Annotated in this window: 26 protein-coding genes; 10 read left to right on the top strand and 16 right to left on the bottom strand. The window is 64.2% G+C overall.

What is annotated here, in order from left to right; genetic code table 11:
• Nucleotides 1–19: 19 nt before the first annotated feature.
• Complete coding sequence (locus ACSQ20_RS12340; RefSeq protein ID WP_436020297.1) at nt 20–2,311, bottom strand: TonB-dependent receptor; 2,292 nt, start codon at nt 2,309–2,311, stop codon at nt 20–22.
• Nucleotides 2,312–2,448: 137 nt separating this feature from the next.
• On the opposite strand from ACSQ20_RS12340, the gene ACSQ20_RS12335 reads away from it, so the two are divergent.
• A complete protein-coding gene (locus ACSQ20_RS12335) occupies nt 2,449–3,477 on the top strand; it encodes an ATP-binding protein (RefSeq protein ID WP_436020295.1) in 1,029 nt (342 codons plus the stop codon).
• Here ACSQ20_RS12335 and ACSQ20_RS12330 read toward each other — a convergent pair.
• From ACSQ20_RS12330 to ACSQ20_RS12280, 11 genes are all read right to left on the bottom strand, one after another.
• The gene (locus ACSQ20_RS12330; protein ID WP_436020293.1) at nt 3,447–4,109 is read right to left on the bottom strand and encodes a response regulator; all 663 of its coding nucleotides are present in this window, start codon (nt 4,107–4,109) and stop codon (nt 3,447–3,449) included. The genes ACSQ20_RS12335 and ACSQ20_RS12330 overlap by 31 nt on opposite strands.
• Nucleotides 4,106–5,296 (bottom strand): pyrroloquinoline quinone biosynthesis protein PqqE, encoded by a 1,191-nt coding sequence (pqqE, locus tag ACSQ20_RS12325; RefSeq protein WP_436020291.1) that lies wholly within the window; start codon nt 5,294–5,296, stop codon nt 4,106–4,108. Before pqqE ends, ACSQ20_RS12330 begins: the two co-directional genes overlap by 4 nt.
• 4 nt (nt 5,297–5,300) lie before the next feature.
• The gene (gene pqqD, locus ACSQ20_RS12320) at nt 5,301–5,594 is read right to left on the bottom strand and encodes a pyrroloquinoline quinone biosynthesis peptide chaperone PqqD (RefSeq protein ID WP_436020289.1); all 294 of its coding nucleotides are present in this window, start codon (nt 5,592–5,594) and stop codon (nt 5,301–5,303) included.
• Entirely contained in the window at nt 5,591–6,331 is a 741-nt protein-coding gene (gene pqqC, locus ACSQ20_RS12315; RefSeq protein WP_436020287.1) for a pyrroloquinoline-quinone synthase PqqC, read from the bottom strand. Before pqqC ends, pqqD begins: the two co-directional genes overlap by 4 nt.
• 30 nt (nt 6,332–6,361) lie before the next feature.
• Nucleotides 6,362–7,291, bottom strand: a complete 930-nt coding sequence (gene pqqB, locus ACSQ20_RS12310; protein ID WP_436020285.1) for a pyrroloquinoline quinone biosynthesis protein PqqB — start codon at nt 7,289–7,291, stop codon at nt 6,362–6,364.
• A gap of 13 nt (nt 7,292–7,304) precedes the next feature.
• The gene (locus ACSQ20_RS12305) at nt 7,305–7,925 is read right to left on the bottom strand and encodes a cytochrome b (protein ID WP_436020283.1); all 621 of its coding nucleotides are present in this window, start codon (nt 7,923–7,925) and stop codon (nt 7,305–7,307) included.
• 70 nt (nt 7,926–7,995) lie between these two features.
• Nucleotides 7,996–8,829: a formylmethanofuran dehydrogenase subunit C gene (locus tag ACSQ20_RS12300; protein ID WP_436020281.1), complete on the bottom strand. Its 834-nt coding sequence runs from the start codon at nt 8,827–8,829 to the stop codon at nt 7,996–7,998.
• A complete protein-coding gene (fhcD, locus tag ACSQ20_RS12295; protein WP_436020279.1) occupies nt 8,826–9,782 on the bottom strand; it encodes a formylmethanofuran--tetrahydromethanopterin N-formyltransferase in 957 nt (318 codons plus the stop codon). The genes ACSQ20_RS12300 and fhcD overlap by 4 nt, the downstream gene beginning before the upstream one ends.
• A gap of 16 nt (nt 9,783–9,798) precedes the next feature.
• Nucleotides 9,799–11,544: a formylmethanofuran dehydrogenase subunit A gene (locus ACSQ20_RS12290; RefSeq protein WP_436020277.1), complete on the bottom strand. Its 1,746-nt coding sequence runs from the start codon at nt 11,542–11,544 to the stop codon at nt 9,799–9,801.
• Nucleotides 11,541–12,953, bottom strand: coding sequence for a formylmethanofuran dehydrogenase (locus ACSQ20_RS12285; protein WP_436020276.1), 1,413 nt, complete (start codon nt 12,951–12,953; stop codon nt 11,541–11,543). The genes ACSQ20_RS12290 and ACSQ20_RS12285 overlap by 4 nt, the downstream gene beginning before the upstream one ends.
• A gap of 335 nt (nt 12,954–13,288) precedes the next feature.
• Nucleotides 13,289–14,065 (bottom strand): HisA/HisF-related TIM barrel protein, encoded by a 777-nt coding sequence (locus ACSQ20_RS12280; protein WP_436020274.1) that lies wholly within the window; start codon nt 14,063–14,065, stop codon nt 13,289–13,291.
• A 30-nt stretch (nt 14,066–14,095) separates the two neighbouring features.
• On the opposite strand from ACSQ20_RS12280, the gene ACSQ20_RS12275 reads away from it, so the two are divergent.
• Genes ACSQ20_RS12275 through ACSQ20_RS12265 form a run of 3 tightly spaced genes read left to right on the top strand, consistent with a single transcriptional unit; the run spans nt 14,096 to nt 16,939 of the window.
• Nucleotides 14,096–15,166: an ATP-grasp domain-containing protein gene (locus ACSQ20_RS12275; protein ID WP_436020272.1), complete on the top strand. Its 1,071-nt coding sequence runs from the start codon at nt 14,096–14,098 to the stop codon at nt 15,164–15,166.
• The gene (locus tag ACSQ20_RS12270) at nt 15,163–16,275 is read left to right on the top strand and encodes a hydantoinase/oxoprolinase family protein (RefSeq protein ID WP_436020270.1); all 1,113 of its coding nucleotides are present in this window, start codon (nt 15,163–15,165) and stop codon (nt 16,273–16,275) included. The genes ACSQ20_RS12275 and ACSQ20_RS12270 overlap by 4 nt, the downstream gene beginning before the upstream one ends.
• Nucleotides 16,276–16,315: 40 nt before the next feature.
• Entirely contained in the window at nt 16,316–16,939 is a 624-nt protein-coding gene (locus ACSQ20_RS12265; RefSeq protein WP_436020268.1) for an amino acid kinase family protein, read from the top strand.
• Between the two features lie 31 nt (nt 16,940–16,970).
• Here ACSQ20_RS12265 and ACSQ20_RS12260 read toward each other — a convergent pair whose 3' ends face one another.
• The 4 genes from ACSQ20_RS12260 to ACSQ20_RS12245 form a co-directional block, all read right to left on the bottom strand.
• Nucleotides 16,971–17,708: a (5-formylfuran-3-yl)methyl phosphate synthase gene (locus ACSQ20_RS12260; protein ID WP_436020266.1), complete on the bottom strand. Its 738-nt coding sequence runs from the start codon at nt 17,706–17,708 to the stop codon at nt 16,971–16,973.
• Nucleotides 17,709–17,726: 18 nt separating this feature from the next.
• Nucleotides 17,727–18,353: a DUF447 domain-containing protein gene (locus ACSQ20_RS12255; RefSeq protein WP_436023066.1), complete on the bottom strand. Its 627-nt coding sequence runs from the start codon at nt 18,351–18,353 to the stop codon at nt 17,727–17,729.
• A 120-nt stretch (nt 18,354–18,473) separates the two neighbouring features.
• Nucleotides 18,474–18,548 (bottom strand): pyrroloquinoline quinone precursor peptide PqqA, encoded by a 75-nt coding sequence (gene pqqA / locus ACSQ20_RS12250; protein ID WP_013342881.1) that lies wholly within the window; start codon nt 18,546–18,548, stop codon nt 18,474–18,476.
• A gap of 315 nt (nt 18,549–18,863) precedes the next feature.
• Nucleotides 18,864–19,172, bottom strand: coding sequence for a hypothetical protein (locus ACSQ20_RS12245; RefSeq protein WP_436020264.1), 309 nt, complete (start codon nt 19,170–19,172; stop codon nt 18,864–18,866).
• Nucleotides 19,173–19,400: 228 nt separating this feature from the next.
• On the opposite strand from ACSQ20_RS12245, the gene ACSQ20_RS12240 reads away from it, so the two are divergent.
• The 6 genes from ACSQ20_RS12240 to tkt all read left to right on the top strand — a co-directional run bounded on the left by ACSQ20_RS12240 (nt 19,401) and on the right by tkt (nt 26,522).
• Nucleotides 19,401–20,873: a form I ribulose bisphosphate carboxylase large subunit gene (locus tag ACSQ20_RS12240; protein ID WP_436020262.1), complete on the top strand. Its 1,473-nt coding sequence runs from the start codon at nt 19,401–19,403 to the stop codon at nt 20,871–20,873.
• A 68-nt stretch (nt 20,874–20,941) separates the two neighbouring features.
• Nucleotides 20,942–21,370: a ribulose bisphosphate carboxylase small subunit gene (locus tag ACSQ20_RS12235; protein WP_436020260.1), complete on the top strand. Its 429-nt coding sequence runs from the start codon at nt 20,942–20,944 to the stop codon at nt 21,368–21,370.
• Between the two features lie 55 nt (nt 21,371–21,425).
• Nucleotides 21,426–22,382 carry a CbbX protein gene (gene cbbX / locus ACSQ20_RS12230; RefSeq protein WP_436020258.1) on the top strand — a complete coding sequence of 319 codons (957 nt, stop codon included), beginning with the start codon at nt 21,426–21,428 and terminating at the stop codon, nt 22,380–22,382.
• 9 nt (nt 22,383–22,391) lie between these two features.
• Complete coding sequence (locus ACSQ20_RS12225) at nt 22,392–23,477, top strand: class 1 fructose-bisphosphatase (protein ID WP_436020256.1); 1,086 nt, start codon at nt 22,392–22,394, stop codon at nt 23,475–23,477.
• 63 nt (nt 23,478–23,540) lie between these two features.
• The gene (locus tag ACSQ20_RS12220; RefSeq protein WP_436020254.1) at nt 23,541–24,413 is read left to right on the top strand and encodes a phosphoribulokinase; all 873 of its coding nucleotides are present in this window, start codon (nt 23,541–23,543) and stop codon (nt 24,411–24,413) included.
• Between the two features lie 39 nt (nt 24,414–24,452).
• Nucleotides 24,453–26,522, top strand: coding sequence for a transketolase (gene tkt / locus ACSQ20_RS12215; RefSeq protein ID WP_436020252.1), 2,070 nt, complete (start codon nt 24,453–24,455; stop codon nt 26,520–26,522).
• Nucleotides 26,523–26,560 lie beyond the last annotated feature (38 nt).

The following is a 26,560-nucleotide window of genomic DNA, read 5'->3' as shown; positions in this document are numbered from 1 at the left end:
ATAGGACATAGCGCAGCGTTCAGTCCCACGCGTAACGCAGCCCCACCCATACGCCGCGGGGCGCCCCCACGCCGACGAATTGCTCGTTGACGGGGTTGGCCCCGTCGAACGTATGGTCCGGTCCGGTGAAGACGTTCGCGCCGAGCACGCCGAAGCTCGCATAGCGCTTGTCGAGCAGGTTTGTTACGCGTGCGAAGAGTTGCAGTTGCTTCGTCACGTGGTAGGTCGTATCGAGATCGACAAGGAAGTACCCCGCGAGCTTGCCGTTCACGTCCTGATTGTTTTCGTCGCCGCGCGCGAAGATGCTGCCGCGATAGGTCAGATTCGCGCCGAGATCCCATTGTGGCGTGGCGCTGTAATCGATGCGCAGCTTGGCCGTATGAGCGGGAATGCCGGGCAGATGGTTGCCGGGCTTCACGACGATGTTGCGCTCGGCATCGGCGCTTGAGTTGCTGCCGCTGTGTTCGGTCCATGCAGTGCGGTAGGTTGCGTCGAGGTAGCTGTAGCTCGCGCCGAGCGTCACTGGGCCGAACTTCGTGCGGCCAGCCAGCTCGACGCCCTGCCGGCGCGTCTTGCCGACGTTCTGGAAGTAGCCTTGCGAGCTGCCGGCACTGCCGATGAATTGAATGTCGTCGGCAAGCGTCGTGCTGTAGAGCGCGGCGCTCCATGTCGTCGCTTCGCCAAGCCGGCCCCGTGCGCCGATTTCGAACGTCTTCGAGACGACGGGCTTCAATGCCGGATCGGCCAGGAAGTCGTTGGGTAACGAGCAGGGCGCGTTCGGGTCCGCGCAGGCGAGCTCGATGGCGGTGGGCGCGCGCATGCCTTCGTTGTAGCTGGCGTAGGCCGTGAACGCGGGCGTCGGATTCCAGTTCACGCCGATAGCCGGATTGAACCGCGAAAACACATGGCGCCCGTCGAGTTGCGGCTGCGTGCCGCTCGCATCACCGATCTGCGCGCTCGACCAGTTGTAGCGTCCTGACAGTGTCAGCGCCCATTGCTTCGTCAGCGCGAGCGTATCGGTGAAGTAAAAGCCGTAATTGGCGCTACGCGTTTTCGCATCTGTTTGCAACGCGAAGTCACCGATGCCGACTGTCGCGCGAGAAGCCGTGAAGTAGGCATCTTGTGACCGGGCTTGATAGCGCGAATTCGAGAGATCCGCCGCCACGCCCGCGACGAATTGATTGTCGTGGCCCGCGAGCGTGCCCAGCATCGTTAGCTGCAGGCTCGCGCCGTAGCTGTCGGTGATGACGACGGATTGCTGATTCGTGCCTTGCAGCGTATCAAGCGTGCCATCGTCGTTGAGCGTGCCGAACTCACCGTTCGTGTTGCTGCTCAGATTGCTGTTGCGATAATGCCGGTAGTAGGCGTTGCCGCTTAGTTGCAGTTGATCGTTGAGCGCACGCTCGCCCGAAAGCGTCAGGTAGCCGACGCTATTGTGATTGCGATCCGGAAACGTATAAGCCTGACTCGCATTGCCAAGGAACGAGCGCGGCAGCGTTTGCGAGCCTTCTAACGTGTTGTCTGCGCCGCCAGCCGAAATGGAGAGCGTCGTATCGGCGTCCGTATAGCGCAGTTTGCCGAATGCCTGCCGCACGCGGCTGGCGTTGTGGTCGGCCCAGCCGTTTTCGTTCGCCGCGTTCGCCGTGAAGTAATAATCGAGATTCGCGCCGACGGTGCCGCCTTGCTCGATCTGCGCGGTCTTGCGGCCCCACGAGCCCACCGTTATTTCGGCCTCGCCCCCGGGGCTCGTTTTGCCGTTGCGGGTGGTGATCGCCAATGCGCCGCCGAGCGTATTGAGACCGTAGGTCGGGTTCGAACCGGGAATCAACTGCATCGTGTCGATAGCCGCTGCGGGGATCAGGTCCCAGTTGACGACGTCGCCGAACGGCTCGTTGACGCGCACGCCGTCGACGAATACCGATAAGCCTTGCGGCGTGCCGAGCAGCGGCGAAGCGGAGAAGCCCCGGTAGTTCACATCGGTCTGATACGGGTTGCCCTGCGCTTCGTTGATGTCGACACTCGGCAGGTTTTTCTCGAAATAATCGGTCAGCGTGCTGCGATGCTGTCGTTCGAGATCGCGTGCGCGAACGGTCTGCACATTGGCCGGAACTTGCGCGAGCGGCGTGCCCAGACCGAGCAGCGGCGTGGTGCCGATCACGACGATCGGCGCGAGCACTGTCGCGCTCGCGCCGGGCGGCGGCGTTTGTGCGAACCCGGCGATGGGTAGCCCCGCGAGCACACTGCTAGTGAACCAGCCGGGTGGCATCCGCATCCGCATCCGCATCCGCGGCTTGCGCTTTATCGTCCTCATCGTCTCCACTCCTGCCGATCGTATCGTTTTCGATATTTGGTCGAAGCATGGCATGCCAATCGGCTGGAGCACCCGGGAGCATTTCCCGAATTCGCTCGGGAGCGATTCTGGCCACCGTACTCGGTACAATCGAACGCGTGAACACGCCCGAGCGCGAAAGCGTCCATCCCCAATCCGCAGACCTGACGCAGCCGTCGCTGCCATCGCAGGCGCGTGTCTGGCGCGACCTTGCATGGGTGGCCGCTGCCACGGCGCTCGCGTTCGCGTGCAGCACGGCCTTCGACTTAGGCGAACGTCTTTACCGCTCGACGCGCGGCGGCGCCGAGCGGTTTCAACTCGACGAGCTGCCCGGCGTGCTGTGCGTGCTTGCGATCGGACTCGCGTGGTTTGCGTGGCGGCGCTATCGCGACGCGCAACGCGAATTGGTACGGCGGCGTGCGCTAGAAACGCGTGCCGCAGGCCTGCTTGCCGAAAATCGTCGGCTCGGGCATCAGGCATTACAGGCCCAGGAGCGCGAGCGCCGCCATCTCGCGCGCGAGTTGCATGATGAACTCGGCCAGTATCTGAACGCCGTCTCGCTCGACGCCGCACGTATTCGCGACCTGGCGGCGCCCCATGAGCCCGAGATTCATCGCGCCGCGCTTGGGCTGATCGCGAGCGCAGGCCACGTGTATCGGCAAATCGGTGACATGATTCGCCGCTTGCGGCCCATCGGCCTCGATGAATTCGGCTTGCCGAGCGCACTCGAACATTGCGTCGGCGGCTGGCGAGAGCGATTGCCGAATGCGTCGTTCGCGCTGACGATCGAAGGCGACTTCGACGGCTTGAGCGACGCACTCAACGTGGCGCTCTATCGGCTCGTGCAAGAAGGGCTCACGAATGTGTCGAAATTCGCACGGGCATCGCGGGTGGAGATTTTCGTCGTGCGTGCGCCGAATGCCCAACCACCGGTTCGTGCCGCCGTCGACGAGATCGTCGTCACGATGCTCGACGATGGCCCCGGCACCGACCTCACGCAGCCTCGCAGCGGGCTCGGCCTCGTCGGTATGCGCGAGCGCGTCGAAGCGCTGGGCGGCGAATTTCATATCGCCAGCCGGCCCGGCGAGGGCTTTGTCTTTTGCGCGCGCGTGCCGGCTCAGGCGGGCGCAGCCGAGCCGCTTGCGTGAAGCCCGAGACGGCTCGCGATTTGTGCGAGCTGTACGCCGTTGTCGACCCCGAACTTTTGCCGGATAGCGGACTGATGATTCGCCACTGTCTTTTGCGAGAGGCCGAGCTTCTCGGCGATGGTAGGCAACGGATAGCCCTGCACGAGCATGCGCAGCACTTCGAATTCGCGCGGCGATAGTTGACGCCCTGGCGGCCCTGCGCTCAACGCAGTGCGCATCGCAAGCGAATGCGACACATCGGGGCTCAGATAGCGTGTGCCCAGCGCGACGGTCCGCACGGCTTGCACGAGCACGTCGGGTGCGCTCGCCTTCGTCACGTAGCCGAGCGCGCCGGCATCGAGCGCGCGGCGCACATAGAGCGCATCTTCGTGCACGCTGAAAATGAGCACGCGTGCCGCGCGTTCGCGTGCCAGGATGCGGCGCATCGCTTCAATGCCGCTCGCGCCGGGCAGCGAGAGGTCCATCACGACCACGTCGGGCCGCAACGCGCAAAACTGCTGATAGGCGACGGCTGCGTTCGCGGCTTCGCCGCACACGTGCAAGCTTGCGTTGACTTCAAGCAGGCGCCGGTAGCCCTCGCGCACGACCGCGTGATCGTCGACCAGCAGCACGGAAATCTCGGGGCCGGTCATTTTGGTGTTGGCTCGCTAACTTCGCGTTCGTTCGCGTTGCCTGTCGCCGATGCCAGCTTGCGCGAGTTCGCGTCGTTGCGAAAAAGGATCGGCTGTTCGGTAGTGTGGGCTGCGCCCGCATCGGTTGTTGTGTGCCGGGCCTCGTTCACGAACCGCACGACTTGCTCGTGGGCCGGCGACTTGTCGCATACCGGGTCGGCGTTGGCCGCGTCGCCGGTGAGCAGATAGGCCTGGCAGCGGCAGCCGCCCAGGTCGTTGGCTTTTTCGTCGCAGCTGCGGCAAGGCTCCTTCATCCATTCGAAGCCGCGAAAGCGATTGAAGGCGTCGCTTTCGTACCAGATTTCCGACAAAGGCGTCTCGGTGACGTTCGGGAACGTGAGCCCGGGCAGGCTGCGCGCGGCATGGCAAGGCAAGGCCGCCCCGTCTGGCGCAATGCCGAGAAACACCGAGCCCCAGCCGTTCATACAACGCTTCGGGCGCCGTTCGAAGTAATCGGGCACGACGAAGAAAATCCGGCAGCGCTCGCCGTGCGAGGCGCGATAGCGCTCGACGACCGCTTCGGCGTCTTCGAGCTGTTCTTGCGTCGGCAGCAATTGCGCGCGGTTCGCGTATGCCCAGCCGTAGTACTGCGTATTGGCCAGTTCGAGATACTCGGCGCCCATCGCGAGCGCCATTTCGATGATCTTGTCGACGTGCGGCAGGTTGTAGCGATGCAGCACGCAGTTCAGCACCATCGGGAAGCCGTGCGCCTTGATCGATTCGGCAACGCGGCGCTTCAGATCGAACGTGCGCGTGCTGCTCAAAAAGTCGTTGAGCTGCTGCGTCGAATCCTGAAACGAAAGCTGGATGTGATCGAGCCCGGCGGTTTTCAGCGCATCGAGGCGTTGGTCGGTGAGGCCGATGCCCGAGGTGATCAGGTTCGTGTAAAAGCCCAGTTCGCGCGCGTGCGCAACGAGCACTTCGAGGTCGTCGCGCAACAGCGGTTCGCCACCCGAGAAGCCCAGCTGAGCCGCACCGAGCGCGCGCGCCTCGCTTAGCACCGCAAGCCATTGCGCGGTGTCGAGTTCGCGCGGGTTCGCCGTGTAATTCACGGGGTTGTAGCAAAACACGCAGTGCAGCGGGCAGCGGTAGGTCAGCTCGGCCAGCAGCCAAAGCGGCGGCGCGACGGTAGAGGATGGGTCGGTCACGTTGCTACTCCAGCCAGCCGCGCGAGCGCGCCTCGGCAATGAATGCGTGCACTTCGTCGGCAATACCGGTTGCGCTGAACTCGGTTTCGAGCTCGGCAATGAGCGCATCGACCTCTCGCGTGCCGTCGCAGCGTTTCAGAATCTCGGCCGCGCTTTGATTGAGCTTGACCATTCCCTCGGGATAGAGCAGCACGTACGCGTTTTGTGCCGGCTCCCATTGCAAGCGAAAGAGCGGCTTGATGTGCGGCCGCCCGGATGCCGGCGGTGTGGCGCCCGGCTCGTGCGAGGTTGCGCTCATGATGGAAAAGCCTTTTCGATCGAATCGAGCATCGACCAGAGAATGTCGAGCTTGAATTGAAGAATGGCGAGCGCGCGTTCTTGTTGATCGCGCCGCGTGAAGTGATCGAGCGTGACCTTGAGCCCGTGTTCGACGTCACGCTGTGCGAGCGGAATGCGCGAGCGGAAGTAGGCGAGCCCGTCCGATTCGATCCACGGATAATGCTGCGGCCAGGTCGCGAGCCGATCGCGATGGATCTGCGGCGCGAACATCTCGGTCAGCGACGAGCAAACGGCCTCCTGCCACGGCGCGCGCCGTGCGAAGTTGACGTACGCGTCGACAGCGAAGCGCACGCCGGGTGTCACGTGTTCGAGCGACCACAGCTCATCGCGCGTGAGCCCGACCGCAACGCCTAAGCGCGACCACGCTTCGATGCCGCCTGCGTTGTCGCCATAACCGTCGTGATCGAGAATCCGCATGACCCACTGGCGGCGCGTTTCCCGATCAGGGCAGTTCGAGAGGATCGCGGCGTCCTTGATCGGAATGTTGATCTGGTAATAAAAGCGATTCGCCACCCAGACGCGAATTTGCTCGCGCGAGGCATCGCCCGCCGTCATGCGAACGTTGAACGGATGATGGATGTGATAACCGGCGCCCTTGGCTCGCAACTGCGCCTCGAAATCGGCGCGCGACCAGGCGGGCAGCGCGGGATCGACCGCGCGCACGGGTGCCGTGCCGAAAGTGTCGTTCACGTTCATTCGCCTTTGTCTCCTCGCTCCGGCTGTGTGCTACAGCTCGAATGTCATGCCGTCTTGAGCCACCTCGATGCCGTGCTCGGTCAACACGCGTCGCTCCGACCCATCTTCGATCAGAATCGGGTTCGTATTGTTGATATGAATGAGCACCTTGCGCACGCGCCGTTTGGCCTCCGAATCGATCGAATCGAGTACCTCGATCATGCCGCCTGCGCCTGACTGTGGCAAATGCCCCATGTCCGCCGCGGTTTTCTTCGAAAAACCGAGGCGGATCATTTCGTCGTCGGTCCACGTCGTACCGTCGACGAGCAGCAGGTCCGCTGTGCGCATCGCCGCCAATACGTGCGGCTCCATCGAACCGAGCCCCGGTGCGTAAAACGAGCGCTTGCCGGTATCGAGATTCGTGATTATCAGGCCGATGTTGTCACCGCGCTCCGGTGCGTCGCGGTGCGGCGAGTAAGGCGGTGCCTTGCTTGTGAGCGGCAGCGGATCGATCCGCACACGCGGCAGCGCGGCCAACTCGAGCGGCGTGTCGTCGAGTGCAATCGGGCGATGCTCGACGCCGCAGTAATGCGACAGCATCGGGCCGATCGGAAAGCCGGTGCTGAGATCCTGCCAGACGGCGGCCGTCGCATAAAGCGGCAGCGGTGTGTCGCGCTCGCGCAGCATCAGGAGACCAGTGACGTGATCGATTTGCGCGTCCATCACGAGCACGCCGACAATGCCTGTGTCGCGCACGTGCCGCGCCGGCTGCAACTCCGGGTTCGCTGCGATCTGCGCGAGCAAATCGGGCGACGCGTTGACGAGCAGCCAATCCTCGCCGTTCGTGCTGATGGCGATCGACGACTGCGTGCGGCGCTTCGCCTTCACCGTGCCGCGGCGCACGCCGTCGCAGTTCGCGCAGTTGCAATTCCACTGCGGAAAACCGCCGCCCGCCGATGAGCCGAGTACCTTGATTTTCATAGGGCGCCGTGCCTCATAGGTTGTTCCTTCCAGCGGTGATTTTTGGCTTGCCACGCCGCGGCAGCATCGTCGCGAGCAGCCCGTCGCGGTCGATGAATTGATGCTTGAGTGCGCCGAGAACATGCAGCGCAACGAGTCCGATCATCGCATAGGCCAGCGCTTGATGCGTGCCGAAAAAGAGCTTGCGCAGCGCGGGGTCGTCCCAGCCCCATTTCGGCAGCGCCAGGCCCCAAAAGCGCGTGCCGTAGGTGTTGAAAGACGAGCCCAGATAGCCCGTCAGCGGCAGCGCGATCATGCCCACGTATAAAAAAACCTGCGTCGTGCGCGCGGCGGCGCGTTGCCACGGTCGCATCGGTGGCAGCGGCGGACGATGAACGGCCACGCGCACCATGATGCGGAAAAGCACAAGCAGGAAAACCGTTAGCCCGAGCGACTTGTGAAGATTGATCAATGTCGCTTTGACGGGCAGACCTTTGGGCAAACCAACCATATAAAGACCGAGCGCGAGAAGCGCGATGATGCCTAGCGCGATCATCCAGTGCAGCGCCATCAACGACGGCGCGAAGCGCGTTTCTTCCGGCGGCACGCCAGCGGGGCGTACGTGCGATGTAGCGCAGAGCGTGGGGCGCGTCATGGCCATGTCCTGAATTCGTCGGCTATCTGTTCATTGAGCGTCGCGGCGCTCGCAAGTTCGCTCGCATTCGTCATACAGGGATCAGTATTTCCCCTCGGCCGTCGACCGCGACGTCGCCGGCATAGCGCCGCGGCAAACGGTGCGGCGCCAAGCGCGAGAACGGCGCCATTTCGTTCGCGAGGCTGCGCACGAAAAGCGACCAGAAGACATCGAAACCGCGGCCGCCGTCGACGAACGTCGTCGGCAGCGTCGCGGGGGCAGTGTTCAGCAAAAGCGTGCCGCGCCGCATGCCGTAGCCGTAATGCGCGCCGACGCGGCCAGCCACGCAGATCGTGCCCGCGACGAGGCGCGAAGCCGCATAGTCTGCGCAGTCGCCGCCGACCAGCACGAGCCCGCGCCGCATCCGGTCCGCGAGCCGCTCGCCCGCGTTACCGCCGATCGCGAGCGTGCCGCCCGTCATGCCCTCCATTTCGCCCGCGCGTGCCGATGCAGCGAACGCGCCGCAGTTGCCGCTGACCGTCAAGCGCCCGCCACGCATTTCGCAGGCCGTGAATTCGCCGGCGTCGCCATCGATCGCGAGCAAGCCGCCGCGCATTTGCGCGCCGGCGTAGTCGCCTACGGCACCGTGCACGTGCAACGTGCCCGCCTCCATGCCGGCGCCGAGCCGGATCAGCCACCGCGCGTCGCCTTCGATGATCAGCGTGGGCGCTTGCTCGCTATCCGTAGCGGCTTCGGTGCGCGAGACGTCGAAAAGATCGCTGACAGCAACCGTCTCGTCGCCGGCTCGCAGCGCGAGGTGCTCGATCGTCGCGAACGGCATCGAGGCAAGCGTGGCCGGCTTGAGCGGCGAGCCGTCGATCGCAAAGCCTGGCGGCGCCTTGACGCGCAAAGTGATTGTCGTCATCTCGTGTGGCTTCCTTCGATGCCTGCCGAAAGGCGATGCAGCGCAAAGTGATAAGGCCCGAGCTTGCCGCCATAGTTGCCGGCCGAAATGCGCACGACACCGGCGGCCCGACCGAGCGCGGTCGCCGCGGCAATGCCAGCGGTCATGGCGGCGCCGACATCGGCTTCGGTCAACCCGTCGATGACGATTTCGAGCACGTTGCCGACGTCCTGCGTCAACTCGCTGCGCAACGAAAGCCCCGCGAGCGAGGGACAAAACGCATCGTTCGTCGATGCGGTGGCCCCGGCGTATTTCGAGCCGACCTTCGAGCCCGAACGCACGATGCCGCCTGGGAACGGCATGATCACGTTCGGCAGCGCGCGCATTGCCGCGACGGCGGCCTCGGTTGCCGCGAGCGCCGCGTCGATATCGCTCGCGAGCAAAAGCAGGTTGCCGCCGCCCACGGCCTTGACTGTCGGCACCGTGTCTTCGCAGACGAATTCGCCGTCCATCACGGGCACGCGCCAATAACGCCGGCCTTCCATGACCTTGGAGATTTGCCATCCGTCGCCAAAAAATCGCAGCCGGCTGCCGACACCGGCTGCATCCGATAACGGCGCGGCGCTCGTGGCCGGGTCGATGCCCGCATAGACAGCTGTGGTCGGGCAGGTCAGCACGCACTGACCGACGCGCCGTTCGAGCTGCTTGGCGAGTTCTTTCGACGACACCGCGAACAGCAAAACCGACACGCCGGGGCGCCCGTCGGGCGTTTCGTCGGCGGCGCAATCGCGTTCGATGCCGGCTTCGCAGCCGCAGCCGATCACCGACGTGGCGAACCCCGTCAGCGCATTCGCCGCATGGCGCGCCCAAACGGGCGTATGGGCCGTGATCACGAGGCGCGTCGCTTTCATCGGGAACGCTTCGGCAAACGTGTCGTCGATGACGGTGCCGTTGATCTCGATTGGTTGGCTCATCGTCGCTCGCGGCCCGTCAGGTTGAAGGGGATGAAGCAGCGTGCGTCGCGCGCGGATGCGCCAGGCACTCGACCGGCAACAGCCGCCCGCCGCGGCAGCAGTGGCAGACTTCGTCGTCGCTGATGGCTGTGTGCGCGAACTGCGTGGTGAGATGGCGCTCGCTGTACGCGCGCAGCGTTTTCTCGATGCCGCGATCGAACTCAGGTGTGACGAAGTGAATGCCACCCGTTGGTGCCGCGAGGAGCGTACCGTCGCGTGCAATCAACTCGCCGTCTTTGAAGACGTAAGCGGCGCGCGAGAACATGCGCTCGCGATCGGCTTCGTCGCGATAGACGGCGATATCCGCCGCCGCGCCTTCGCCCAGATGGCCGCGATCGGTCAGGCCGAGCAGCCGCGCTGGGCCGGCGCGCGTGACGACGGCAATCTCGTAGAGCGAGAATTCGCGCTGCAAAGTGGGCAGCGCGCTCGCGACCTGCGCTTCGGGATGAAGCGTGGCGAGTTGCTCCGCGCGGAAGTTCTTGTCCATCAGCAGGCGGATCAAATGCGGATAGCTGGTGAACGGGCCGCCGTTCGGGTGATCAGTTGTGAGCGACACACGCCACGGATCGTCGACGAGTAAAAAGAGCTCCAGCCCGATGATCCATTGCAATGCGTTGACGTAGCTTTGCTCGCGATAGCGAAACGGCACAACGCCGCAACCCGCGTCGCATTCGATGTCGCCCACAATCCATTTTCGCGGCTGCGCGAACGGCGTATTGCGAAACTGCATCATCGTGTCGCCCGACGCGGTGACAGTCTGGCCGAAGATCACCTGTCCGACGTCTATCGTGACGTTGGGCCGCGCGTTGACGGCCTCGGCAATGGCCCGCGAGCCCGACGAAAACTTGCGCGGCCCTTGCACGCCGTAGCTATGAAATTGGAGGTGCGTGAGATGGATCGGCAGGCCTTCCGCAGCGTCCATGGTCGCGATCGTCGATTCGACATTGCCCGGCACGCCGAGGTTGCTCGCATGCACATGCAACGGATGCGGCACGCGCAATTCGGTCAGCGCACGCGTGAGTGTGCGCAGCACGTCGCGCGGCGTCACGCCGTAATGCGTATGCGCTTCGTCCACGTTCAGCGCGCGCTGGTTGAATTTGAAAGCGGAGATGCCGCCCGGGTTGACGACCTTCACACCGAGCGCCTTGCTCGCCTGAATCGTCCAACCGACGTAGTCGCGCAGGCGCTCGAAGTCTTCACCTGCCGAGAGCAACTGCAAGAACAATTCGTCGTTGCCGAGCATCACGTATGCACCGTGATCGATGATCGGCGTGTCGCCCATCTCCAGGTGCGAATGCCGGGCGTTGCTCGGCATCATCGCCGGCTCGAACGCGGCCGTATAGCCCATTTCGGCGTAACGGTAGCCGGTCGCGAGCGTGCCGGGCGTGCACGTGCCGCACGACGGCAAACGCAGATAGCGGCCGGCGTTGCTTTCGGCATCGTCGAGTGCCGCGTGAGGAACATCAGTGGCGATCTCGCGGCTGCGATGGTCTTCGGGCAACAGCAGCCGTGACAGATTCGTTTTGCCGCCGCCGATATGCGAATGCAAGTCGATGCCGCCCGCCATCACGACCATGCCCGCCGCATCGTATTCGCGATCGACGGGTGCGCCTGCGGGCAGCGTGACGATGCGTCCGTCGCGGAACACGATGTCGCGCCGTTCGCCGTTCACGCCGTTGGTCGGATCGTAGACAGTGCCGCCTTTTAATCGGATCGTCGTCATGGCTGCGCTGTCCCAGGGCATGCGGCGAGTTGCTCGGCCACGCGCTCGACGATTTCGGCCACTGATTGCAGCCCCACAGAGCGCGCGGGCGTGAGCCGCGCGACGACTGATCCGTCGAGACGGAACAAATGGCCTGGTGCGTCGATCGCGGGCGTCGCGGCCGGGATGAACACCGTGTGCGGGCCGCGCGCGACGGCCGCCTCGGCGAGCGCCGGATGTCCGATCACGATCACCGGCACCTCGGCCGCGAGCGTTTCGGGCCAAGGCGTGGGGCCGAACGAGGCAACCCAGAGCAGCGCATCGATACCTCCGTCAGCGATAAGACGTGCGGCGGCGAGCCGACGCGCGTCATGCTCGAGCGGGGGCGCAGCGTTCGATATGCCGCCCGCTTCACGCACCCGTGCCGCGCGTGCGACATGCGGCACCTTGAGCGGCAGCGGCAAACCCGAGAGCCACGTCACAGCTTGATTGACCGTCAGCGCACCGTCGTCGCCTGCCAGCGCGAGTGCGCCCGCGCGCGTCGTGCGATTGATCGCTTTCACGATGCGCTGCAGTCCTTCGATGACGAGCGCGGCTTGATCGCCGGGCAGGGCAGCGGGTTCGTAGACGAGCACCGTGTACCGTGCCGCGGCGATGCGCGCGACGAGCGAGGCAAGCACATCGACTGCCGCTCGCCCGTCGGCGCGCAACGTGTTGAGCGATGCCGGCGGGCGCCCTTCGGCAAGGGCGGACCAAAGCGCCACCGTGTCGAGCGCGTCGCGCTGCGGCAGCATCGTTTCGGTCAGCACTTTCGGCAGCCCCTTCGCAGCGGGGTCCACCTCGGTGCCGACGAATACGAGCTCGCGCGCGATGCCGTCCACGCCCAGCGCGCGCGTATAAAAACGCGGGTAGCGCTCGGAGGGCCGGCAGCCGAAAAAGATCAGCAAGTCGGCGCGCGAACGGACTTCGGAGAGCGTCGTAAAGCATGCTCCGCGGTCTTGCATCACGCGGGTCGCTGCGCTCATTGACTCCCCGTGCACGTGATCGAGCGTCGCCCCGCACGACGCCGCCAGCGTGTAGAGCGCGCGGGTGCCGGCCACGTCGGTGGCGAGGCCACCGAATAACGGGCGGCGGGCGGCGGCGAGAATGCGTGCCGCGTGCGCGAGTGCGCCGTCGAATGAGGCGGGCAGCGCGTCGACCGAGGCCGGGCAGTGTGCGTCGTTCGGACCGTAACTGTCGAGCGCGCGAGCGAGCCGTGGACAACTAACCTCCGTCGCCTCTAGCGTGCCGTTTGCATCGACAGTGAGGGCGATGTCGTCGCACAGCAATGGGCAAAACGGACAAGTCCAGTATCGCACTGTGGACGGTGCGTCGGGGCTGAGGGCGCCGGGGGCGCCACCATTCGATGGATCGATAGACGAATAAGGCATGCGGGGGCCACGAGCAAGCTCTATGCCGACGCGCAGCGGGCGGCGGTTTAGCGACTGCCGCGAACGCAATGTGATCGATACCGATGCCGGTGCCATGTCACTGTGTCGCTGTGTCGCCGTGTCAAAGAACGGCAAGCTCGCGCAACCGATACACCCGAGCGTTTCCATTTCTCTTTTACCCCGCCGTCGCGCCGACGGCATGCGACGCACAGGTTGTTGCGATTTGGTGCAGAGTGTCACGCGTCTGGCTCGCGCGGCGTCGCGGAGCTTGCCGTTGGTTTACAGCGCGCCAGCGTGCGCGCAGATGGCATGGAACTTGTGTATCCGAGGTGTCATTAGGGCATGTGCTGTTGCAGTGCGGCGATGTCCAGCCGCCCGTCATGCAGTGCCGAGGCGACGAGCCAGCCCGCGGCGCTTGCTGCGGCCGCGGCGAGCAGGTCGTCTTGCGTGCGAATGCCGCCCGCGCCGATCACCGTCGTGCCGGGCGGCGCAGCGGCGACGAGGCGAGCAAACGTGGACAGATCGGGACCGGCGTAGCTGCCGACTTGGTCGAGCGTCATCGCGATGACACGCGCGGGCCAAGTGGCTTGTGCGTCTCTGAGGGTATGGACGAGTGAAGCGTCGGCGATGAGCTGCCCGGCGCGATAGTCGAGCGAGAGGATCGGCGCCAGGCCATCGGCACGCGCGGCGGCAAGCGCACCGGGCTCGCGCAGCGATTCGGAGCCGAACACCGGAACGAGCGTCGGACGCCGCGCGGGTGCCGATGCCGATGTTGTAGCCGAAGACACGCTACGGGCGGCTGCGATGCGCTCGAACAACGCCCGCATTGCAGCGTAATCGGCGAAGCCGGCGTCGAGCCAGATCTCGCAGCGGGGCAGCGCGGAGCACAGCTCGGCCACGACGTGCGCGTGATCGCCTCGACCGAGAATGGCGTCGAGGTCGGCAACATAAAGCGTGCGTGCGCCGCTCGCGTCGACGAGCGCACGCGCGAGCGTAACCGGTTCGCTCGTGCCGGCCAGCGACGACCGAATGGGCCGGTAGTCGTCGCGTTGGCCGCGCATGGCTCGCACGGCATGGCTGTCGAGCAAATCGAGTACGGGTATGACCTGCATGGGTTGTGTCCTTTGACCAAGATGACAACGATGACCAAGACGATCAAGATTTTCGTGTACGAGTATCTCACCGGCGGCGGCATCGATCCGGCGTTGGCGCGCGCGGGCAGCTTGGCCGACCTCAGCGCGCTGATTGGCGAAGGGCGGGCCATGCGCGAGGCGCTTGTTGACGAATTGCGCGAGCTCGACGGTGTGCGCGTCACCTATGCCACTTCGCGTTTCGAAGCGCCGGGCCGCAGCCACGGACATTGTCGGCCTGTTGATGGTGAATCGATCCAGGCGTTCGTGGCGCGGCTCGCGCGCGAGCACGATTACGTTTGGGTGATCGCGCCAGAATGCGACGACTTGCTGCTGCAGCTGCACGACGCCGTCGGCGACGCACGCTGGCTCGGCTGCTCTCGCGAAGCGATTCGTGTCGCGTCGAGCAAGCGCGCGAGTGCGGCGTGCCTCGCCGCACACGGCATCGCGACGACGCCGGCGCTCGACCCGGCAAGCGTCGCGCCGCCTGGGCCCGGGCCGTGGGTCGTCAAGCCGGACGATGGCGCCGGCAGTCTCGATACTTTCGTTTTCGAGTCGTATGCGGCTGCGTGCGCCGAATACGACTCGCGCGCGGCCGCCGGCCGCCGGTCGGTCTTGCAGGAATGGGTCGAGGGCGAGCCGTTGAGCTTGTCACTGATCTGTCGCGACGGCGGCGCCGAAGCAGGGGCCGAACTCGTCAGCATCAATCGCCAGCAGATCAGCATCATCGAGCGGCATGCGCCGGGCGCGCATATGGGCATCGTGGAATGCGACGGTGTGCGCATCGACCAGATCGGCCTTGGCAGCATGCGCGGCCAAACGCTTGCCTCACTCGCGCGGCGTGTCGCGTCGGCGCTCGACGGGTTGCGCGGGTTTGTCGGTGTCGATCTCGTGTGGCATCCGGCGCGCGGTCCGGTCGTCATCGAAGTGAATCCGCGTTTGACGCTCGCTTACGCGGGGCTCGCGGCGACGAGCGGCGGGCGTCTGACACAGGCCGTGCTCGCGGCGCACGGCGTGACGCTGGCGCATCATGCGCGGCGTCGTTCGTGCGGTGCGCAGGCGGAGTGCGAGGCACGCCTATGAGCGCGGCGCACGCCGTTGCTGTCGAGGGCGCGCCGACGTTCGGCTGGGACGTGGGCGGCGCGCATCTGAAGGTGTGCGCGGCCGATGCCGCCGGTAACGTGCTCGACGTTGGGCAGTGGGCGTGTCCGCTGTGGCAGGGCCTCGATCACCTGCACCGTGCGATCGATCAGGTGTTCGCGCGCTGGCCGGCCGCCCGCGGCGCGCACGCGCATCATGCCGTGACGATGACGGGCGAGATGGTCGATCTGTTTCCAAGCCGTGAGCAAGGGGTGCAGCGCTTGGTCGAAGTGCTCGCCGAGCGCCTCGCACCGCGGCTGCATTTTTTCGGCGGTGCAGCCGGCTGGCTTACCCCCGCCCAATGTGCGGCGGCATGGCACAGCATTGCGTCGGCGAACTGGCTCGCGACGGCCAGCTTGATTGCGACGCGCGTGCCCAATGCGGTTTTGATCGACATCGGCAGCACGACGACCGATATCGTCCCGATTGCGCAAGGCGCCGTGCGTGCCCGCGCAACCGACGACGCAGGGCGCCTTGCCACCGGCGAACTCGTCTATCAGGGCGTCGTGCGCACACCGCTATGCGGCCTTGCGCAGCGCATTGAATTTAACGGCGCGCTTGTGAACGTGATGAACGAATGGTTCGCGACGACGGCCGACGTCTATCGCTTGAGCGGCGAACTCGACGCCGATTGCGACTTGCATCCGAGCGCGGACGACGGCCCGAAGACGGAAGCGGGCAGCCGTGTGCGGATCGCGCGAATGATCGGGCGCGACGCGCGGGGCGCGAGCGACGCCGACTGGCACCGCTTTGCGCTTGCCTGGCGCACGCTGCAGTTGCGCGAGATGACCGAAAACCTCCGGCGTGTCGAGGCTGCTGACGCCGTGTTGGCTGCGGCACCGCTCGTCGGTGCCGGGTGTGGCCGATTTTTGGCAGCGGCGCTCGCGAGCGAATGCGCGCGCTCCTATATCGACTTCGACACGTTGATCGGCGCAGGAAAAGCAGACGCACTGTGGCGAAGATGGGCAGCGATTTGCGCACCGAGCGTCTCCGTCGCGCTACTGGCGGCGTCGCGCCGGCAAGCGGCGCCGATGCCGGCAGCACACGCATAAAAGACGGGGCAATCGGTACGAGATACGAGGGGCGACGATTATGTGGGTGGTCAAGATCGGGGGCAGCCTGAGTCATGATCGGGCGTTGCGTAGTTGGCTGACCGAGCTCTGCGAGATGGGCGGCGGACGTGTCGTGATCGTGCCGGGCGGCGGCGATTTCGCCGACAAAGTGCGGCAATATCAAGCGGAATGGGGTTTCAACGATTTGGCCGCGCACAACATGTGTTTGCTCGCGATGACGCAATACGCGCTGTTGATGCAAGGCCTGCTGCCTGATTTGGTGCTGGCGTCGAGCGAGGCGAAAGTCCGCCGCGCGCTGCGCGATGGCCGCGTGGCGATATGGGTGCCGACTGCGCTGATGCGTGATACGTCCGATGCAATGAGCAATTGGGACACCACCTCGGACAGCCTGGCGGCATGGCTATCGTCGATGCTGAACGCCGAGCGCTTGATGGTGGTGAAATCATGCCCGATCGAAATCGGTGCGTCGGTCGCGTCGCTCGCGGCCGACGGTGTCGTCGATGCGCGGTTTGCGAGCTACGTCAACGACGCCAACTATTTGGTTGAATTTTTCAACAAGGACGATATCGCGTTGATGCGCGAGCGTTTGTTGAACGTGCCCACCGCGTGGGGCGGGGCCGATCGCGCGGGCGATACCGCGTAAGCGTCAAAGCGCAAATCCGCCTTAACGCACACTACGCCCGCGATGCCGCTTGTGCCGGCTCGCTGCGCGCGTGATCGGCGGGGGTATCGGCGGGGCGATGCAGCGCGTTGGCCAAGTGCGCGACGCGGGCAGGGTCGAGCGCCGAGCTTCTGCCATCGACGCACAGCGCACCGCGAAACCCTGCCACATCGGGGGCGAGCGTCCGAATCTGCGCGAGTTGCGACCACCCGAGTGAGCCGGCAATGCCGCACATCGCACCGTGCTTGCGTGCAAGCCTGAGCCAACTGCCGAGCGTGTTTTCGTCGACATGGTCGAATAAGGTTTTGCCGTCCTTGCCGATCGTATCGAACATGACGCCGACGAAGCCAAGCGACGCCGCATGCGCGACGAGCTCCGCATCGACGCCGGCATCGCACAGCATCACCGGCACGACCGCCGCGGGCAGACTGGCGAGCGCATCGAGACAACGCATTGCGTTCGGGCCCGGCGTAATGCCCACTTTCACATAATCGACCCCGGCCGCGCCGACATCGATCACACGTGCGACGATTTCGTCGATGTCATCGCTATCCACATCGCCGATCGTCGCGCTGATCGGTTTGACGGCGTACTGCGCGCGCAACGCGGCGGCGATCTTGTTGATGTCGGCAAGCGGCAACCCACCGAGCGCACCCGCGCGCGGCTCCTTCAGATCGATCAACTCGGCACCGGCTCGTGCAGCGGCGAGCGCCTCTTGTTCCGAGCGAACGCTCGCAAGCAATGCGGTCATACGAATTCTCCGGACGTTTCAGTGGGCGGTGCCTCGGCGCGCAGGCGAGCTGGGTATGCCTGCGGTGGACATGCTCGCATTCGTGCTTGAGCTCGCCCGGTGGCGCGCAATGGCCGCAATGAGCCAACCCCATGCGGTTCGCTCGCGTTCACCGGCGGTTTTATCGATAGCGATCTGCAGATAGCCCATTTCGCGGTCGACCTTCTCGGCGGGGAGCATGAAAAGGCGGCTTACGAGAATGGCGCCTTCGAGCACCGCCGATTGCGCGCGGTTAAATCCAGCGAACGGCTGATGCTCTTCGCGATACACGGGCTTCATGCGCAGCAGCGGGCGCTGGGCGTCGTCTTCCATGCGTTCGAGTTCGAGTTCGGTATGTGCGATCGATTCGGCGAGCCTCACGCTGGCTACGCGGCTCGCGGCCGTTGTCGGCCAATCGGTGGCGCAATGCGTGACACAGCCCGCGAAGATGCGCACGTCGGTCGTGAAGTTCAGCACAGCCGAGCGTGTCGCGACGATGTTATCGAGCGTGACGGATGGCCGGAAAGGGGAGAGCAGCGCGAAGCCGTCCTCGTAGCGCACACCCATCGGAGCGATATGAGGCCGGCCGTCGAGCGTCGATGTGGTAACGATCGTTTCGAAGATCATGTCGGTACCGCTGGTCGTCACGGCGCCGTCGGCCGGCCGCACGCGTGTTACGAAAGACGAAGGAACAGCTTGCTGTGAAGAAGGGCCGCGTAGCGCGTAGCCCGCGCGGCCCGCATCGACTTATCGCGTTGCGATGTACATCGTGATTTCGAAGCCGAAACGCATGTCGGTATAGCTAGGTGTCGTCCATTGCATCGATTGTCCCTCCATCAGTGTGCCGAGAAATATGCCGCCCGCTGGGTCCGGCAGTTCGTCGGCTGTCGGGCGGCGTGCCCTGCGACGCAATGTTCGTGCCGGGGCACGCGTTGCCGGGCGGCGCACGCATCGGTGTGCAACCTGCCGGTGCAGCGCCGAAAACAGTATGGCAGACGAATCGCAAATGCACACGCTTGGCGTCGCAAGCGCCGGCCTGTGCGGCGCGCATGCTGTTGCTGCCCGCCGAGCGCGCCGGTGCCAGTGTCGCTAAAACGCAGCAAAGTGTGTCACCCGCGTGCGCAGCGGGTTTGTCTGTCACTTCCCCGGTGGGCGAACAGGCTCCCAACTGACAGGTGCGGCCGTCGTGATTTGTAGCCGCGCTCTCAACTCGGGATGCGCCCCCGCCTGCGTGAGAATGGCCAATCCACCGAGCTGGCGGGCGTCCTCGTCGGTCAGTGCGCTCGCGTCATGCACCTGTGCGCCCGGCGGGATGGTCATGCCGCCACTGCGGGCGATTTCGCGGTCGAGTACGGCCTGTACGTCCTTTCGGAAGACCGTGCACGTTCGGATCTGTTCCAAATCCTCGTCATAGAAAACAATCGTGGCCCGCGGTGGCTTTTCCATTTCAATATCCTCTGCAAGATTGGTAGTTCGCGAACGCGCGCGCAGAACAACCAAACCATGTTCGCACATCCCGCAACCACACTCCGCCATCCGCAATCGATAACGCATTGCTTAACTCACGGGAATGAAATCGTGATTTTTCAATAGTGTCGCGCTCCCCTACAGTGCAACTCAAGCGCTTCGCCTGACGCCTCGCAAAGCGCGCTTTCGCAAACCAGAGGACACGTCATGAACGATTTCAGCAAGGCAGCGGTCGAGCCCGCACGCACCCCGCGCGAACGTTATGCCGCCGGCGTGATGAAGTATCGGGAGATGGGCTATTGGCAACCCGACTACGTACCGAAGGACACCGACGTCATCGCGCTGTTCCGCATCACGCCGCAAGACGGCGTCGAGCCCGAAGAAGCGGCGGCTGCGGTGGCCGGCGAATCGTCGACGGCCACCTGGACCGTCGTCTGGACGGACCGCCTGAGCGCATGCGACATGTACCGGGCCAAGGCATATCGTGTCGACCCCGTGCCGGGCAACGAGGCGCAGTACTTCGCCTACATCGCCTACGAACTTGATTTGTTCGAAGAGGGCTCGGTGGCGAATCTGACGGCGTCGATCATCGGCAATGTGTTCGGCTTCAAACCGTTGAAGGCGCTGCGTCTCGAAGACATGCGCATACCCGTTGCTTATCTGAAGACGTTTCAGGGTCCGCCGACGGGCATCGTCGTCGAACGCGAGCGCCTCGACAAATACGGCCGCCCGCTGCTCGGCGCGACCGTCAAGCCGAAGCTGGGCTTGTCGGGCAGAAACTATGGGCGGGTGGTCTATGAAGGCCTCAAAGGCGGTCTCGATTTTCTGAAAGACGACGAAAACATCAACTCGCAGGCTTTCATGCACTGGCGCGACCGCTTCCTCTTCTCGATGGAAGCCGTCAACCGCGCGCAAGCTGAAACGGGCGAGGTGAAGGGGCATTACCTGAATGTGACCGCGGGCACGATGGAAGACATGTACGAGCGCGCTGAATTTGCGAAAGAGCTCGGTTCTTGCATTGTGATGATCGATCTCGTGATCGGCTGGACCGCGATTCAATCGATGTCGAAATGGGCGCGACGCAACGACATGATCCTGCACTTGCATCGTGCAGGACATGGGACCTACACGCGGCAACGCAATCACGGCATTTCGTTTCGCGTGATCGCCAAGTGGCTGCGCATGGCGGGCGTCGATCATGCGCACGCGGGCACGGCAGTCGGCAAGCTCGAAGGCGATCCGCTTTCGGTACAGGGGTATTACAACGTGTGTCGCGAAGCGCGCAATGAGGTCGATCTGTCACGCGGGATTTTCTTCGATCAGCCGTGGGCCGGGCTGCGCAAAGTGATGCCGGTGGCCTCGGGCGGCATCCATGCGGGGCAGATGCATCAACTGCTCGATTTGTTCGGCGACGACGCGATTTTGCAGTTCGGCGGCGGCACGATCGGGCACCCGGCCGGGATTCAGGCGGGTGCGGTGGCGAACCGCGTGGCGCTCGAAGCGATGGTGAAAGCCCGCAACGAAAACCGCGACATTGTGGGCGAGGGGCCGGACATCCTCGAGGCCGCGGCGCGCACGTGCACGCCGCTCAAGCAAGCACTGGAAATATGGAAGGACGTGACGTTCAACTACGAATCGACCGATACACCCGATTACGCGGCTACGCCGAGTGTGGCCTGACCTCACGACGTAATGACCTAATGACCGAAGCAGTTGCCCACCGATAGAAAGCCAACGAGAGGTTTGTCATGCGAATCACGCAAGGGACGTTTTCTTTTCTGCCTGATCTGACCGATGAGGAAATCGGTCTCCAAATTGACTACGCATTACGCCAGGGCTGGGCCTGCTCTGTCGAATTCACCGATGACCCGCATCCGCGCAACACCTATTGGGAGATGTGGGGCCTGCCGATGTTCGACCTGCGCGATCAGGCCGGCGTGATGCAAGAGGTGCGCGCATGCCGTACCACTTATCCGAATCATTACATCAAGGTCAACGCGTTCGACTCGACGCGCACATTCGAAACGATGCGCATGTCGTTCATCGTCAACCGGCCAGCCGAGGAACCCGGCTTCCGTCTGATGCGCACCGAGGGCAAAGGCCGCAGCCAGCACTACAGCGTGACGGGCTACGCAAGCAATCAGCCCGCAGGCGAGCGCTACGGCGCAAAGGGTTGAAGTGCTCCAGAAGTGTCCCAGCAGCGCCCCATGAAAAAACGATAGGGAGGTTTCGATGACAGCCGTTGCCATGCAGCCGGCGAGCGCGAGCGCGCCGGTGCATCAAGCGCCAACCGTCGATCTGGCCGGGCTCTATCGCGATTCCGGCATCGCCGAAGTGCTCGACGAACTCGATCGCGATCTCGTGGGTCTCCTGCCGGTGAAAACCCGCATCCGCGAGATTGCGGCGTTGCTGATCGTCGAGCGCGCGCGAACGCAGCTCGATCTCGCCAGCGGCCCGCCCACGTTGCACATGTGCTTTTCGGGCAACCCCGGCACCGGCAAGACGACTGTTGCGTTGCGCATGGCTGAGGTGCTGCACCGGCTTGGCTATATCCGACGCAATCATTTGGTTTCGGTCACGCGCGACGACCTCGTCGGCCAGTATATCGGCCACACCGCGCCGAAAACGCGCGACGTGCTCAAGCGCGCGATGGGCGGTGTGCTGTTCATCGACGAAGCGTATTACCTGTATCGCCCCGAGAACGAACGCGACTACGGGCAGGAGGCCATCGAAATCCTGCTGCAGACGATGGAAAACCAGCGTGACGATCTTGTCGTGATTCTGGCCGGCTATAGCGAACGTATGGAGACCTTCTTTCAGAGCAATCCCGGGTTTCGTTCGCGGATTGCCCATCACATCGTGTTCCCCGATTACGAGGAAAGCGAACTGTTGCAGATCGCCGAGCGCATGCTCGATTCGATGCATTACGCGTTCGATGCCGATGCGCGCGCAGCGTTTGTCGAGTACCTCGCGCGCCGCATGCGGCAGCCGAACTTCGCGAATGCGCGTTCAGTGCGCAATGCGCTCGATCGGGCGCGGCTGCGTCAGGCGCGGCGCCTTTTCGCCGCGGCGCTCGCACACGGCGAGCCGATCGATACGTCGGCGCTGATGGGCATCGCCGCCGAGGACATCTTGGGTAGCCGTGTCTTTGCAGACTCGTCACCGCCAGGCACCGGAAGTCAAACTTAGGAGAGCGCGATGCAGGACGGACGTACGACCCTTTCGAAGTTCTTGATTGACACGCTCGATCGGCAGCGTTCGCCGGTGGCAGCCGCGGGCCTCTCGGCGCTGCTGATCGATGTGGCGGCGGCGATCAAGACGATTTCGTCGGCATTGACACGCGGTGCGCTCGGCGGCAATTACGGTTCCGCGCAGTCCGTCAACACACACGGCGAAGAGCAGAAAAAGCTCGATATCGCGACCAATGAGATTTTCGTCCAGCATTGCGAGTGGGATGGCCTGCTCGCGGCGATGGTCTCGGAGGAAATGGAGACCGTCTATGCCATCCCATCCGAGTATCCGCGCGGTGAATACCTTCTCGCGTTCGATCCGCTCGACGGGTCGTCGAATATCGACATCAACGGGGTCGTGGGTTCGATCTTCTCGGTGCTGCGCACAACGGACGGGGACGGCAGCGAAGCCGCTTTCCTGCGGCCAGGTCGTGAACAGGTTGCCGCGGGTTATGCCGTCTACGGACCCTCGACCATGCTGGTCCTCTCCGTCGGCAACGGCACGCATGGCTTCACGCTCGAGCGCGACGTGGGCAACTTCGTGCTTACGCATTCGGATATCCGCATTCCGCATGAGACGAGCGAGTTCGCGATCAACGCGTCGAACGAGCGCTTCTGGGAGGACCCGGTGCGCCGCTATGTCCAGGAATGCAAGGACGGACGCACCGGCTGCCGTGGGCGCGATTTCAACATGCGGTGGATCGCGTCGATGGTCGCGGAGGTGCATCGCATCTTGATGCGCGGCGGCGTCTTCATGTATCCGCGCGATTTCAAAACGCCGGGCGTCGCGGGGCGGCTGCGGTTGCTTTATGAAGCGAACCCGATGAGCTTCCTGATCGAGCAGGCGGGCGGCCTGGCGATCACCGGGCGCGAGCCGATTCTCGACGTGATGCCGCACGCGCTGCACGAGCGTGTGCCGGTGATCCTCGGCTCGCGCAGCGAAGTCGAACGCATTGGCCGTTATCACGGCGATTTCGATCGCGGCGAGGACAAGCCGTTCAGCTCGCCGCTATTCCAGCCGCGCTCGCTGTTCTTGCCGGAGACGCCGGTTTAGCGAGGGCCTGCGATAAAGGCCACGCCCGTACCGATCTGAAAACGACACTCCGGAGACACAGGCATGTCCACCAAGCATCCGATCATCGCGGTAACCGGCTCGAGCGGCGCTGGCACGACGACCGTCATGAAAAGCTTCACCCATATCTTTCGACGCGAGCGCATCAATGCGCAGGTGGTCGAGGGCGATGCGTTTCATCGCTACGATCGCGCCGGCATGCGCGACGCGATGCAGCAGCACGAGCGCGACGGCTTCCGTGACTTCAGCCATTTCGGCCCCGAGGCCAACTTGCTCGAAGAGCTCGAAGGTCTGTTCGAGCGCTACGGTACGTCCGGCACGGGGCGCTATCGTCATTACGTGCATGACGACGGCGAAGCGGCACGATTTGGCCAGCCCGCGGGCACGTTCACCCCGTGGGAGGATGTGGCGAGCGACAGCGATCTGCTCTTTTACGAAGGGCTGCACGGCGCGGCTGTGACTGATAAGGTCGATGTCGCGCGCCATGCCGATCTGCTGATCGGTGTTGTGCCGACCATCAACCTCGAATGGATTCAAAAACTGCATCGCGACCAGACGATGCGCGGCTATTCGCACGAGGCCGTGGTCGACACCATCTTGCGCCGCATGCCTGACTATGTGAATTACATCTGCCCGCAGTTCTCGCGCACGCACGTCAATTTTCAGCGCGTGCCGACCGTCGATACCTCGAACCCGTTCATTGCACGCGAGATTCCTCAGCCCGATGAAAGCTTCGTCGTGATCCGCTTCGCGCGGCCGAAGGGCATCGACTTTCAATACCTGCTCACGATGCTGCACGACTCGTTCATGTCGAGGCCGAATGTGATCGTGGTGCCGGGCGGCAAGATGGGCTTGGCGATGCAGCTCATTTTCACGCCGATGATTCTTCAATTGATGGATCGGCGCGCACGCGCCTAGCGCGGCATCGCGCACTACCGACGAGAAGGAGGCAAGCCGATGAATGCCGCTGCACAACCGCTTATGTCGTCCGCGTCCGCAACCGCGCTTATGGCCAACGCCTTGCGTATGCTTGCGATCGACGCTGTTCAACAGGCGAACTCGGGCCACCCGGGTATGCCGCTCGGCATGGCCGAGATCGCGCTCGCGCTGTGGGATCGCCATCTGAAGCACAATCCGGGCAATCCGCATTGGGTCGACCGCGACCGGTTCGTGCTGTCGAATGGACATGGTTCGATGTTGCTCTACGCGCTGCTGCATTTGACCGGGTATGCGTTGCCGCTCGGTGAACTGAAGCGCTTTCGGCAATTGAACAGCAAAACACCGGGACATCCCGAGGTTGGCGTGACACCCGGCGTCGAAACGACGACAGGCCCGCTTGGGCAGGGTCTTGCCAACGCAGTCGGAATGGCGCTCGCCGAGGCGTTGCTGGCCCGCGAATTCAACCGTCCTGGACATTGCATCGTCGATCACCGCACTTACGTGTTCGTCGGTGACGGGTGCTTGATGGAGGGCATCTCGCACGAGGTCGCTTCGCTTGCGGGCACGCTCAAATTGGACAAGCTCGTCGTGCTGTATGACGACAACGGCATCTCGATCGACGGCCACGTGCAAGGATGGTTCGCCGACGATACGCCTGCGCGCTTTGCCGCCTACGGTTGGCATGTCGTGCGGAACGTGGATGGGCACGATGTCGAAGCCGTCGACCGCGCCATTGCCGGCGCGCACGACACGCGTCAGCCGACGCTGATCTGCTGCAAAACCGTGATCGGACGCGGCTCGCCTACGAAGGCGGGCACGCACGACGTGCATGGTGCGCCGCTTGGCGCCGCCGAGATTGCTGCGACACGTAGCGCGCTCGATTGGCCGCATCCACCGTTCGAGATTCCGCATGAAGTGCGAGCGTTGTGGGACGCGACGGCTCGCGGTGCGCGCGCCGAGGCCGAATGGTCACAGCGGTTCGCTGCATACGGGCAGCAGTATCCGCGCGAGGCGGCGGAATTCACGCGGCGTATGGCAGGTGCGCTGCCGTCCAGTTGGCGCGACGCGGCGCGGATGATCGTGCACACCGCCGACGGCGCTGCGCAGTCGGTGGCCACGCGCAAAGCGTCGCAGTTGACCATCGAGGCACTGGCGGCGGCCTTGCCTGAGCTGCTTGGCGGTTCGGCTGACCTGACCGGTTCGAATCTGACCGATTGGCCTGCCTCGGTGGCAGTACGTGTCGACGAGCGTGGTATGCACGGCGGCAACTATCTGCATTTCGGCGTGCGTGAGTTCGGCATGAGCGCGCTGATGAATGGCGTGGCGCTGCATCGCGGTTATCTGCCGTTCGGCGGTACCTTCCTCACGTTCTCCGACTACGCGCGCAACGCGCTGCGTATGGCGGCGTTGATGAAGACACGTGCGATCTTCGTGTTCACGCATGATTCGATTGGTCTCGGCGAAGACGGGCCGACGCATCAGGCAGTCGAACACGCCGCGAGCTTACGGCTCGTGCCGGGGCTCGACGTCTGGCGGCCTTGCGATACGGTCGAGACCGCGCAGGCGTGGGTCAGCGCGGTCGAGCGGCAAGGGCCGTCGTGTTTGCTATTGAGCCGTCAGACGCTGCCGTTCGTCACGCGCAGCGAGGCGCAGCTCGATGCCGTCTCACGCGGCGGGTATGTGCTGCGCGATTGGGACGATAGCGGTGACGACAGCAATGCGAGCGATTCAGACAAGCGTGTGGTGCTGATCGCAACCGGCTCCGAAGTGGCGCTTGCATTGGCCGCACTCGAGCCGCTCGCGCAAAAGGGTATTCGGGCGCGCGTGGTTTCGATGCCGTGCACGAACGCGTTCGACCGGCAGCCGCTCGCTTGGCGAGACGCGGTGCTGCCGCCCGGCGTGCCGCGTGTGGCCGTCGAAGCCGGTGTGACGGCGATTTGGCGGCAGTACGTCGGGCTCGAAGGCGCGGTGGTCGGCATCGATACATTCGGCGAATCCGCCCCGGCGCCGGCGCTGTTCGCGCATTTCAACTTGACGGCGCAAGCCGTCGTTGATGCGGCTAGCCGCGTCGCGCGCGTCGAGCATTAGTTGCTGCGCCCATCATTTTCGATCGATAAGGAGGCCGT

The sequence above is a fragment of the Trinickia sp. LjRoot230 genome (assembly GCF_964253315.1).
Classification (GTDB): domain Bacteria; phylum Pseudomonadota; class Gammaproteobacteria; order Burkholderiales; family Burkholderiaceae; genus Trinickia.
The sequence above is the reverse complement of the archived record's forward strand: the minus strand, read 5'-3'. Positions and strand labels throughout refer to the sequence as shown.

Coding starts and splice junctions, on each gene's coding strand:
- ACSQ20_RS12290 (WP_436020277.1), bottom strand. CDS start 11,544: ATGACGACGATCCGATTAAAAGGCGGCACTGTCTACGATCCGACCAAC.
- tkt (WP_436020252.1), top strand. CDS start 24,453: ATGAATGCCGCTGCACAACCGCTTATGTCGTCCGCGTCCGCAACCGCG.
- ACSQ20_RS12340 (WP_436020297.1), bottom strand. CDS start 2,311: ATGAGGACGATAAAGCGCAAGCCGCGGATGCGGATGCGGATGCGGATG.
- ACSQ20_RS12220 (WP_436020254.1), top strand. CDS start 23,541: ATGTCCACCAAGCATCCGATCATCGCGGTAACCGGCTCGAGCGGCGCT.
- ACSQ20_RS12225 (WP_436020256.1), top strand. CDS start 22,392: ATGCAGGACGGACGTACGACCCTTTCGAAGTTCTTGATTGACACGCTC.
- ACSQ20_RS12235 (WP_436020260.1), top strand. CDS start 20,942: ATGCGAATCACGCAAGGGACGTTTTCTTTTCTGCCTGATCTGACCGAT.
- pqqD (WP_436020289.1), bottom strand. CDS start 5,594: ATGAGCGCAACCTCGCACGAGCCGGGCGCCACACCGCCGGCATCCGGG.
- fhcD (WP_436020279.1), bottom strand. CDS start 9,782: ATGAGCCAACCAATCGAGATCAACGGCACCGTCATCGACGACACGTTT.
- ACSQ20_RS12260 (WP_436020266.1), bottom strand. CDS start 17,708: ATGACCGCATTGCTTGCGAGCGTTCGCTCGGAACAAGAGGCGCTCGCC.
- ACSQ20_RS12300 (WP_436020281.1), bottom strand. CDS start 8,829: ATGACGACAATCACTTTGCGCGTCAAGGCGCCGCCAGGCTTTGCGATC.
- ACSQ20_RS12265 (WP_436020268.1), top strand. CDS start 16,316: ATGTGGGTGGTCAAGATCGGGGGCAGCCTGAGTCATGATCGGGCGTTG.
- ACSQ20_RS12305 (WP_436020283.1), bottom strand. CDS start 7,925: ATGACGCGCCCCACGCTCTGCGCTACATCGCACGTACGCCCCGCTGGC.
- pqqB (WP_436020285.1), bottom strand. CDS start 7,291: ATGAAAATCAAGGTACTCGGCTCATCGGCGGGCGGCGGTTTTCCGCAG.
- ACSQ20_RS12255 (WP_436023066.1), bottom strand. CDS start 18,353: ATGATCTTCGAAACGATCGTTACCACATCGACGCTCGACGGCCGGCCT.
- ACSQ20_RS12275 (WP_436020272.1), top strand. CDS start 14,096: ATGACCAAGACGATCAAGATTTTCGTGTACGAGTATCTCACCGGCGGC.
- pqqC (WP_436020287.1), bottom strand. CDS start 6,331: ATGAACGTGAACGACACTTTCGGCACGGCACCCGTGCGCGCGGTCGAT.
- ACSQ20_RS12285 (WP_436020276.1), bottom strand. CDS start 12,953: ATGCCTTATTCGTCTATCGATCCATCGAATGGTGGCGCCCCCGGCGCC.
- ACSQ20_RS12270 (WP_436020270.1), top strand. CDS start 15,163: ATGAGCGCGGCGCACGCCGTTGCTGTCGAGGGCGCGCCGACGTTCGGC.
- ACSQ20_RS12330 (WP_436020293.1), bottom strand. CDS start 4,109: ATGACCGGCCCCGAGATTTCCGTGCTGCTGGTCGACGATCACGCGGTC.
- ACSQ20_RS12280 (WP_436020274.1), bottom strand. CDS start 14,065: ATGCAGGTCATACCCGTACTCGATTTGCTCGACAGCCATGCCGTGCGA.
- cbbX (WP_436020258.1), top strand. CDS start 21,426: ATGACAGCCGTTGCCATGCAGCCGGCGAGCGCGAGCGCGCCGGTGCAT.
- ACSQ20_RS12240 (WP_436020262.1), top strand. CDS start 19,401: ATGAACGATTTCAGCAAGGCAGCGGTCGAGCCCGCACGCACCCCGCGC.
- ACSQ20_RS12245 (WP_436020264.1), bottom strand. CDS start 19,172: ATGGAAAAGCCACCGCGGGCCACGATTGTTTTCTATGACGAGGATTTG.